At 70.8% G+C, this 9629-nt stretch carries 6 protein-coding genes and 1 pseudogene; 1 reads left to right on the top strand and 6 read right to left on the bottom strand.

The window, feature by feature from the left end:
• Positions 1-317 precede the first annotated feature (317 nt).
• The 5 genes and pseudogenes from AB0I52_RS18335 to AB0I52_RS18315 form a co-directional block, all read right to left on the bottom strand.
• Positions 318-1142, bottom strand: a complete 825-nt coding sequence (locus tag AB0I52_RS18335) for an ABC transporter permease (RefSeq protein ID WP_363073727.1) — start codon at positions 1140-1142, stop codon at positions 318-320.
• A 34-nt stretch (positions 1143-1176) separates the two neighbouring features.
• A complete protein-coding gene (locus AB0I52_RS18330) occupies positions 1177-1905 on the bottom strand; it encodes an ABC transporter permease (RefSeq protein WP_363073741.1) in 729 nt (242 codons plus the stop codon).
• Between the two features lie 235 nt (positions 1906-2140).
• Complete coding sequence (locus tag AB0I52_RS18325; protein WP_363073739.1) at positions 2141-3115, bottom strand: ABC transporter ATP-binding protein; 975 nt, start codon at positions 3113-3115, stop codon at positions 2141-2143.
• Between the two features lie 288 nt (positions 3116-3403).
• Positions 3404-3972: pseudogene (locus AB0I52_RS18320) on the bottom strand (helix-turn-helix transcriptional regulator); the annotation flags it as partial.
• 102 nt (positions 3973-4074) lie between these two features.
• Positions 4075-5394 carry an NYN domain-containing protein gene (locus AB0I52_RS18315; RefSeq protein ID WP_363073725.1) on the bottom strand — a complete coding sequence of 440 codons (1320 nt, stop codon included), beginning with the start codon at positions 5392-5394 and terminating at the stop codon, positions 4075-4077.
• 278 nt (positions 5395-5672) lie between these two features.
• On the opposite strand from AB0I52_RS18315, the gene AB0I52_RS18310 reads away from it, so the two are divergent.
• Complete coding sequence (locus tag AB0I52_RS18310) at positions 5673-5852, top strand: hypothetical protein (protein WP_123469948.1); 180 nt, start codon at positions 5673-5675, stop codon at positions 5850-5852.
• Between the two features lie 96 nt (positions 5853-5948).
• Here the strand turns inward: AB0I52_RS18310 and dnaE are convergent, their stop codons facing one another.
• On the bottom strand, positions 5949-9485 hold the full coding sequence (gene dnaE / locus AB0I52_RS18305; protein WP_363073723.1) for a DNA polymerase III subunit alpha: 3537 nt from the start codon (positions 9483-9485) through the stop codon (positions 5949-5951).
• Between the last annotated feature and the right edge of the window lie 144 nt (positions 9486-9629).

The raw sequence follows: 9629 nt of genomic DNA, 5'->3' as shown, positions 1-9629 counted from the left end.
TCGGGGCGACCCTCCGCCTTGCGATCGCACGCACCAGACACCGCCGGGCCCGCCCTTCGGGCGGACGGCGCTACTTTCGAAACACGCCCTAGATCCCGTCCGGCGACCCGGGGCCGAGAGACCGCGGCCCCACCTGCCCGGCCCAGCGTCTGAGGACCGGTCCACACGAGACACCCAGCCTGAGGCACGCCCAACCCACCCGGCCGCCCCACACCCAGCCCGTCCGGCGTTTGAGGACCGGGGTCCGGGGCGGAGCCCCGGTTACGGGAAGGGGAGGGGAGGGGACAAGGCCCGCCGCAGGCGCACCACCCGCCCCGCTACGACCCCGACGACGGAGCAGGCGGCTCGGGCGACGACGGCCCGGACGCCGCAGGGCCGGAAGCCGGCGCGTCCCCAGAGGACGCCGCAGGGCCAGAGGACGGCTCGGGACCGGCCGACGGCACAGGCCCAGAAGACGGCACGGCCCCAGGAGACGGCGCAGGCCCGTACACCGGCGCACCCCCCGGCGCGTGGTACACCCCCCACTCCGGCTCCGGATCCCGCGGCCCGAACATCGCCGTCAACCCCAGATGCACGGCCGTCGCCGCCAGCGACCACGCCAGCAACGCCCCCTTGGCGTGCAGTTCCAGCGGCGCGTCGAAGATCACGCCCTTGCCGACCTCACGTGCGTGGGCGACCACGTCGTCGGTCGGTCCCAGCCGGGTCCCCAGCTGCCACGCGAGCACCGAGCCGAGTACCCCGCCCACCGCGAGCCCCACCACGAACGCGGCTCCGCCCCGCCGGTGGAACAAGAAGGCCAGCGCACCGGAGACCGCGCCGAAGGCCAGCGCGAGCAGCGCGAACGTGCCGTCGGCCCCGATCGCCTCCTCGCCCTCGCTGTCGCTCAGGAAGACGGCCGTGTTGTCGGAGACCAGCGGCACCCGGGGTGCCAGCCACAGCCACAGCAGCCCGAGCCCGACACCGGCGACCGTCACCGCCGCACAGACGAGGGCGGCCCGGCGCAGGTCCGCACGGAGATCCTTCTCCTCCGGCGACTCCAGCAGGGTCCCGAGGTGGGAGCCGCCGGGGCCGCCCCCTGCCGGCGGCGTCTGCCACGGGTCGTGGGGCGAGGGCTGGTGCGGCGGCGTCAAAGGTGCTGTCACCGTGCCATCGTGCCAGGCGTCCCTGTGTCGCGCCTCACCGGACCGCTGCCCTGCGGTACGCCCAGGTCGCCACGGCCAGCGAGAGCACGCCCACAACGGCGCAGACAGCCAGGTCGAGGGCGACGACGGCCCAGTCGGGGTGGGCGCCGAAGGAGCGAGCGAGCGCCTCGACCCCGTACGTGGAGGGCAGCAGGTCGCGTGCCCAGCCGATCGGCTCCGGCAGCCGGTCCGCCGGAAGCACGCCCAGCAGCAGCGCCGCGGACATGCCGAGCTGGCCCAGCAGTGTGGCCAGCTCCTGCCGGGGCGCGAGCAGCCCGAGTGCGGCGCCGAGTCCGGACAGGGCCGCGCCGGAGAGCGGGATGACGGCGACGAGTACCCACAGGTGGGTCATCGGCAGCCCGAAGAGCACGCTGCCCGCCACCGCCGTGACGATCGTGCCGGGCACGGTGAAGGAGGCGTACGCCCCGGCCGCCCCGAGCACCACGGCGGCGGGCGGCACCGGCAGCGTCGCGTAGTGGTCGAGCCCCCCGCCGGCCCGCAGTTGCCCGAAGTACTGGGCCAGCAGGTTCAGCGCGACGAAGGCGACGACCAGGACGCTGGACCCGGCCACGACGGCCCGCGCCTCGGAGCCGCCGTCGACGACCCCGCGCATCAGGACCATGATCCCGACGGACTGGAAGGTCGCCACGAAGAGCAGCGGGATGCGGGCGACCCTGGCCCGGGAGAGCTGGGCCCGGTAGACGGCCGCGAGCGAGGGGAACAGCCGGGCCCTCGGAGCGAGCTCCGCGGGCTCCGTGCTCCGGCCGTCGACGGAACCGTCCCGGCCGGCCCCGCCGGACCTGCCCGACGGCTCGGAGTGTGCCGGCCGCCCGGTCTGCCCGGACACCGCCTCCGTGGGAACGATGCTCGTCACCTGGCGCTGCTCCTGTTCGGTCCCTGCCCGGCCGCACGCCCGCACCGGTCCGCCCCGGCCGAGCCACTCGTCGCACGCATCGCGGTCATGACTTCACCAGCCCCCTGGTCGCGCCCCCGCCGAGCGCCAGATAGACATCCTCCAGGCTGGGCGTCGCCAGGGTGAAGTCGTCGAGCGCGGCGAAGGCCGCACCACCGGTCACCGCGGCGACCGCCGCACGCGCCTCGTCGGGCCCGAGCCGCAGCACCCAGCGGCGTCCGGACTCCTGCGCGGACGCCCGCAGCGCCGCGACCTCGGGCACGTCCAGCGGTGCCCGCTCGCGCCACACCAGCTCCACCCTGACCTCGCCCGCCACCTGCTCCTTGAGCCCGGCCGGGGTGTCGCAGGCGATGACCTTCCCGCGGTCGATGACGGCGACCCGGTCCAGGACGGTCTCGGCCTCGATGACGTTGTGGGTGACCAGCAGCACCGTCGCACCGCGCTCGGCACGCCGCCGGTCGACGGCGGCCCAGACGGCGCGCCTGGCGACGGGGTCCATACCGGTCGTCGGCTCGTCGAGGACGAGCACGGGACGCTCCCCGACCAGTGCGGCCGCGACACAGGCGAGCCGCCGCTGCCCGCCTGAGAGCTTCTTCAGGGGGCGGCCGGCGATCTCACCGAGGCCGAGTTCGTCGAGTACCGCGTCGCGCTCGGCGCGGGCCTCCCGTACCGGCAGGCCACGCAGCCGTCCGGTGGTCTCGGCGGCGAGCGCCACGGTCAGCTCGTCGAGTGCGGTCGATTCCTGGCCGAGGTAGCCGATCAGCCGGGAGGCCCGCTCGGGGTGGCGCACGAGGTCGTGGCCGAGCATGTCGACGCTGCCGGAGTCGGGCCGCATCAGCCCCGTGAGCTGCCGTACCAGGGTGGACTTGCCGGCGCCGTTGGGGCCGAGCAGTCCGAAGATCTCACCGCGCCGGACGTCCAGGCTGATGCCGTCGGTGGCGCGTATCTCGGGGGTGGCGGGTGTACCGCGCCGGCCCCGGGCCGCGGGATAGGTCTTGACCAGGTCACGCACCGCGCACACGGTGCCGTCCGCCGTCTGCGCCTGTGCTGTGCCCGTACTCACGAGGTACGAGACTACGGGGTCCGGGCACCCCCATTACGCCCGGGGCTTTCCGCGCACCTACAGCCGGTGCCGCAATCTCCGCGCGCGGCATCACCACGGTCAGGCGGTCAGGCCGGTCGGAGGTCCACCGGCCGTAGCCGCACTCGGGCCGCAACACCCGCACGGCACCGCCCCACGTCGGCGCCACCCGGCGAAGGGACTCCAGAGTCTTCACCGCCCCCGCCGCGTCCCCGATGTCCGCGTGAACGGATCCGAGGACTGCCCCGCTGCCTCTATGGCGCGCTCCAGGCTCGTCAGCACGAGGTCCGTCCTGCCCATCCGAACGGCGACGTGCCCGGCCGGCTGGAGCGCCTTGCCCCGGGCTGCGAAACCGGCCCTGCGGTCGTCCGCGCTCTCCGAAGCCGTGGCGGTGCGCGCATCCGAGAGCATGTCCGGCAGCGCCTTCATCACCGTGTCGAACTCGGCTGCGTGGTACTGCGTCCAGCCGTCCGCGATCTGCTCCCGGAGGCGGTCCAGCGAGAAGCCGGGCCCCGGAGCACGGGCATGACGGCCCGGCGCACGGCCACGAACCGGGGTCCGCCGTTCTCCCCCGTGGAGGACACCGCAGGTGGATCTCCCAGGAGCGTGGTGAGCTCCACACCCGGGCCGTTCGCCAGTGCGCGCAGTGTGGGGAGGCGGGCCGAGTGCTTCCGTCCCTGTTCGAGCTGGCGGATCACATCGACAGACACGCTGGAGCTCTCGGCCAAGTCCTCTTGTGTCAGGGCTGCCAGACGACGCAAGCGGCGCAGCGTCCTGCCCAGGCCTTCGTTTGCCACGCGGCCACGGCTCGCCGTCACACTGTCCGGCTACTTCGCTGCCGAATGAGCCGGACCGGCCATGCGGACAGGCAGCACCACAGAAGTCGACCCGATGCGCCCTCAGTCCCCGGCCGGCGCCGGTTTCTCCGTCCGCCCCGCCGGCGGAGCGTGCTTGTCGGGCAGCGGCGGCGTGTGCTCCGCGGCTGCCCGTACATCGATCTCGCGCCAGAATCCCGCCCGGATCGCGTACCGGTCGTGCTCGTCGATCTGGTCGTCCTTGTGCGCGAGCAGCCCGAACCGGGCGGCGTACCGCAGCAGCTCGCCGTCGATGCGGTGCGGGACGCGGGGGTACATGGTGGACAGCTTCTGGAGGTGGACGGTCTCCGGCAGCCGTTCCATCCAGCGGCGGGCGAAGACCTGCCCCACCTCGAACGGGTCGCCGCCGACCGTCGTGATGTCCTCCTCGCGGTCCGCCCAGCGCTGCTCGGCGCTGGTGACCTGGGCCAGCGTCGGGAGGGACGCGGTCTCCGGGGGCTCGCCGAGGGGGCCGCCGCGCTCCACCCAGCCCCGGTCGGATGACCAGCGAAGGGTGGCGTTGGCGGGCGGCGGCTGGGTGGGGTGCTGGGCGGGCTGGGCGCCGGGGCCGCGCAGGGTGCCGGCGAGGTCCTTCGGGGTGGGGACGCCGCGGCCCGCGTGGCTGTGCGGGGTGGGGGCGGAGGCATCGTCGGACGGTTCGGCCGCGCCGTCGCGGGCGGCCTCGGCCTGGGCCTGGGAGCCCCGCTCCGCGGAGGCCGCGAGGGCCGCTTCGGGCAGCGGCGCGGAGAGGATCGCGGCGATCTCGGAATTCCGCGCGGCGGGTGACGGCGCGCACGCGCCGCCGGTCTCCTTGGCGCGTACGGCGCGAGTGATCCAGGCCCGGTCCAGCACGCGCCGTTCATCGGCCTCGGCGACGAGGTCCTCGGACTGGTTGTAGTCGCCGTCGGCGGCCTGGACCGCCCAGAGGTGGACGGCGACGCCGTGTTCCTTGGCGGACATCAGTCCGGGCAGCAGATCGCCGTCGCCGGTCACCAGGACCACGTCCGAGCAGGCCCGGTTCCGCGCGAGCTCGGTGAGCTCGGCGTGCATCGCCGCGTCGACGCCTTTCTGAGCCCACCGCCCGTCACTGCGGGTGAGAGCGCCCAGGCGCACCGTCACGCGTGGCATGACGCGCAGTCTGCGGTGCTCGGGCTGCGGTACGCGGTCGGGGGCCCCGTCGAACCAGTAGATCCGCAGCAGCGGCTGTTCCGTATCGGCCTCCGCCCGCTCCCGGAGCCCCTGGATCAGGGCCGCGTGGTCGACGGTGATGCGGGAACGGGCGGGCTCTCCGGCCAGCAGGCTCGCGGCTGCGCCCAGCAAGTAGCCGGCGTCCACCAGGACGACGCAACGGTCCACGCGTTCCACCCTCTTCCAGGAATTCGGGAACGGGTTCAGCGGATCCGGCGTTCGGAGCGCGGCGTCGCACCCTCCTGTGACCGGACCCGCTTACTCAGGGTTTCCTTCGAGTCTGCCCGACCACGCGAGGGTTAACGGCCGGAACTCGATCATCGGCGTGGCGGATCCGGAAAACGGCGCATCATACCCCCCCACTACGCACGGTAATGATCCAACATGCGATGTTTATCCGATTATGTGAATCTGACAGCGGTCCTGGCCCCGAGAGTCCCCCTAGGAGGAACACCATGGCCAAGAACAAGAACCGCAAGCAGGGCAGCCAGCAGGACCGCGCTACCGAGTCGGAGCGCGGTGAGCAGGAGGCACGGTCGACGGCTTTCGAGTCGCAGAACCAGCCTCAGGCGCAGTCCCAGGGCAGCCCTGCCGATGTTGCGCGTAAGCATCAGCGGCGTTTCGGCCACAACTGACCGGACTCCTCCGGTACGGCCACCGGCCGGTAGCCGAGAGGGGCGCTCCCGCTTCCGCGGGGCGCCCCTCTCGTGCGTGTGCGGTCGTCCGGGGTCTCAGCCGGCCAGGCAGGACGGGCCGAGCAGCACCTTGAGGTCGCCGAAGAGCGCCGGGTCGGCCTTCACCCGGTGCCGGTCGAGCCGGAGCACCGTGGTCTTGCGGGGGCCCTGGAGCCTGATCCTGACCTCTGTGTCGCCGCGGTGGCTGTTGAGCACCTCGCCGAGCCGGCTGACCATGGGCGGGGTGATCTTGACCGTGGGGATGGTCAGCACCACGGGGGCGTTGGTGCCCGCGTTCGAGATGTCGGGGACCTGCATCTCCATGGCGACGAGCCGGGGCACGTCCTCCCGCTTGTCGAGGCGTCCCTTGACGAAGACGACGGTGTCCTCGACGAGCTGGGTGGAGACCAGCTGGTAGGTGGCGGGGAAGAACATGCACTCGATGGAGCCGGCCAGGTCCTCGACGGTGGCGATGGCCCAGGCGTTGCCCTGCTTGGTCATCTTGCGCTGGAGGCCGGAGATGATGCCGCCGATGGTGACGATCGCGCCGTCGCTGTGTTCGCCACTGGTGAGCTGCGAGATCGCGGCGTCGGACTTGTCGCTCAGCACGTGCTCGATACCGAAGAGCGGGTGGTCGGAGACGTACAGCCCGAGCATCTCGCGCTCCTGGGCCAGCAGGTAGGACTTCTCCCACTCGATGTCGGAGAACTCCACGTCGAGCCCGAAGCCCGGCTCGTCGCTGTCCTCCTCACCGCCGCCGAAGAGGTCGAACTGTCCCTCGGCCTCCTTGCGCTTGACCTGCACCACGTTGTCGATCATGGGTTCGTGGTGTGCGACGAGCCCCTTGCGGGTGTGGCCCATCTCGTCGAAGGCGCCGGCCTTGATGAGGGACTCCACGGTCCGCTTGTTGCAGACGACCGCCTCGACCTTGTCGAGGAAGTCGGGGAAGCTGCTGTACTTCCCCTTCGTCTTGCGGCACCGGATGATCGAGTCGACGACGTTCTGGCCGACGTTACGGACGGCCGTCAGCCCGAAGAGGATGACGTCGTCACCCTGTGCGGCGAAGTTCGACTCGGACTCGTTGACGTTCGGCGGGAGCACCTTGATGCCCATGCGGCGGCACTCGTTGAGGTAGACCGCCGACTTGTCCTTGTCGTCCTTGACCGAGGTCAGCAGCGCCGCCATGTACTCGGCGGGGTAGTTCGCCTTCAGGTAGCCGGTCCAGTAGGTGACCAGGCCGTACGCGGAGGAATGCGCCTTGTTGAAGGCGTACCCGGCGAACGGGACCAGTACGTCCCACAGAGCCTTGATCGCGGCGTCGGAGAAGCCGTTCTTCTTGGCGCCGGCCTCGAAGAGGACGAAGTTCTTCGCCAGCTCGTCGGCCTTCTTCTTGCCCATGACGCGGCGCAGGATGTCGGCCTCGCCGAGCGAGTACCCGGCGACGATCTGGGCGGCCTTCTGGACCTGCTCCTGGTAGACGATCAGGCCGTAGGTGAGGCCGAGGACCTCCTTGAGCGGCTCCTCCAGCTCCGGGTGGATCGGAGTGATCTCCTGGCGGGCGTTCTTGCGCTCGGCGTAGTTCGTGTGCGAGTTCATGCCCATCGGGCCCGGCCGGTACAGGGCCGAGACGGCGGAAATGTCCTCGAAGTTGTCGGGCTGCATCTGGCGCAGCAGCGAACGCATCGGCCCGCCGTCGAACTGGAACACCCCGAGCGTGTCGCCGCGGCAGAGCAGCTCGTACGTCTTGGGGTCGTCCAGCGGGAGGGCCAGCATCTCCAGGTCGACGCCCTTGTTGGACTTCACCATCTTGATGGCGTCGTCCATGATCGTCAGGTTGCGCAGCCCCAGGAAGTCCATCTTGAGCAGGCCGAGCGACTCGCACTGCGGGTAGTCCCACTGCGTGATGGTGACGCCGTCGGAGTGGCGCACCCAGACCGGGGCGTGGTCGACGATCGGCTCGCTCGACATGATGACGCCCGCGGCGTGCACGCCCATCTGCCGGACCAGGCCCTCGACGCCCTTCGCGGTGTCGATGACCTTCTGGACGTCCGGCTCGTTCTCGTACATCCCCCGGATCTCGCCCGCCTCGCTGTAGCGCGGGTGCTTGGGGTCGGTGATGCCGTTGAGGTCGATGCCCTTGCCGAGGACGTCGGCGGGCATGGCCTTGGTGAGCCGGTCGCCCATCGCGTACGGGTAGCCGAGGACGCGGGCGGAGTCCTTGATCGCGTTCTTGGCCTTGATCTTGCCGTACGTGCCGATCATGGCGACCTTGTCGGCGCCGTACTTCTCCGTCACGTACCTGATCACCTCGACGCGCCTGCGCTCGTCGAAGTCGATGTCGACGTCCGGCATGGAGACGCGCTCGGGGTTGAGGAACCGCTCGAAGATCAGGCCGTGCTCGATCGGGTCGAGGTCGGTGATGCCCATCGCGTACGACACGATCGATCCGGCGGCGGAGCCACGGCCGGGGCCGACCGCGATGCCGTTGTTCTTCGCCCACATGATGAAGTCCGCGACGACCAGGAAGTACCCCGGGAACCCCATCTGGATGATGATGTCCATCTCGTACTCGACCTGCTTCTGCCGGTCCTCCGGCACCCCGGCGGGGAAGCGCCGGTTCATCCCGGCCCGGACCTCCTCCTGGAACCAGGTGATCTCCGTGAAGCCCTCGGGGATGTCGAACTTCGGCATCAGGTCGCGCTTCTCGAACATCCCGGTGGTGTCGATCTGCTGCGCGACGAGCAGGGTGTTGGCGCAGCCCTGCTGCCAGGCGTCCGAGGAGTCGACGGCGTACATCTCGTCCGTCGTCTTCAGGTAGTAGCCGGTGCCGTCGAAGCGGAAGCGGTCCGGGTCGGAGAGGTTCTTGCCGGTCTGGATGCAGAGCAGTGCGTCGTGCGCGGTCGCCTCGTTGGCGTACGTGTAGTGCGAGTCGTTCGTCACCAGCGGCGGGATGTCCAGCTTCCGGCCGATCTCCAGGAGCCCGTCACGGACCCGGCGCTCGATCTCGATGCCGTGGTCCATCAGCTCCAGGAAGTACTTGCCCTCGCCGAAGATGTCCTTGTAGTCGGAGGCCGCCTGCACCGCCTCGTCGAACTGCCCGAGCCGCAGCCGCGTCTGCACCTCGCCCGAGGGGCATCCGGTGGAGGCGATCAGCCCCTCGGACCACTGGGAGATCGTCTCCTTGTCCATGCGCGGCCACTTCTGCAGCCAGCCCTCGGCGTAGGCGTCCGAGGACAGCTTGAAGAGGTTGTGCAGGCCCTTGGCGTTCGACGCCCAGATCGTCTTGTGGGTGTAGCCACCGGAGCCGGAGACGTCGTCGCGCTTCTGGTGCGGCTGACCCCACTGGATCTTCCGCTTGTGCTTGCGCGACTCCGGGGCGACGTAGGCCTCGATCCCGATGATCGGCGTCACATTCGCCCTGGCCGCCGAGTGGAAGAAGTCGTAGGCGCCGTGCAGGTTGCCGTGGTCGGTCATCGCGATATGGGACATGCCCATCTCGTTGCACGCCTCGAACATGTCCTTGAGCCGCGCGGCACCGTCCAGCAGCGAGTACTGGGTGTGGACGTGAAGGTGCGTGAAAGGCGGCTTGGTCACGGCGCTGTGCCTCCGGGGGAGCTGGGGATGGCGGGCTGGGGGGTGTCCCGAAGTCTACGTCTCCGAGGTGACAACGGGCGGGCACTCCGGGATACGGTCGCGCGTTGGGAGAGCGGGGACACCCGTCCCATTTGTCATGTACGT

Origin of the sequence: Streptomyces sp. NPDC050423 (assembly GCF_040655445.1) — a bacterium.
GTDB lineage: Bacteria > Actinomycetota > Actinomycetes > Streptomycetales > Streptomycetaceae > Streptomyces.
This window is presented reverse-complemented; position numbering and strand designations above follow the sequence as displayed.